Source organism: Streptomyces griseorubiginosus (genome assembly GCF_017614965.1).
GTDB classification, from domain to species: Bacteria; Actinomycetota; Actinomycetes; order Streptomycetales; family Streptomycetaceae; genus Streptomyces; species Streptomyces griseorubiginosus_B.
Map to the genome: position 1 here is coordinate 1 of NZ_WVUG01000714.1, position 602 is coordinate 602.

Sequence of the window (602 nt, forward strand, 5' to 3'; positions counted from 1 at the left end):
GTCTGTGGTGGGCTCGGGTCGTGAAGAGGTGGGTGGTCCAGGCCGCGGGGGCCACTGACCAGGCGAGGGCGAGGACGGGGGCCGTGGTGATGGGCCAGGCGGTGGTGGTCGGTGGGGCGTCGGGGCCGCCGGTGATGGCCGCGTGGAGGAGGCCGTCGCCGAGGACGGTGTAGGCGATGAGCCAGTACGTCCAGGCGCCCGTGGTGGTGCGGGTTGTGGCCAGGGGGCCGCGGGAGAGGGCGGCTCGGGCACTGAGGGCCAGGGCGAGGATGCCTGCTGCGGCGAGGGCCAGGCGGGTCTGGCCGTGGGTGAGGCGCAGGGCTGCCGTGGTCGCCGTGGCGACGGTGCCCGGCAGGAGGGTGAGCAGGACCCAGTCGGCTCGTACCCGGGGGGTTGGGGTGGGCCGGTGCTCTGGGTCCTCGTTGTGGGCGGCGCGGGCGAACATCTCCTCCGCCAGGGAGAACACGTCCCGGTGGCGGAAGCGGGCCGCGGTGCGGTCGGTGACGCCGTGCGCCTCCAGACCGGCGGCGATCTCCAGGGGGTCCACGGCTCCTTCGCACAGGTCCCGGTGACGGTGCATCAGCGCTCGCACGGGGTCGGCG

1 pseudogene is annotated in these 602 nt (G+C 75.1%); it reads right to left on the reverse strand.

Annotated features, from left to right (window positions below):
* Nucleotides 1-547 (reverse strand): annotated as a pseudogene (locus GRC12_RS44910) (hypothetical protein); the annotation flags it as partial.
* Between the last annotated feature and the right edge of the window lie 55 nt (nt 548-602).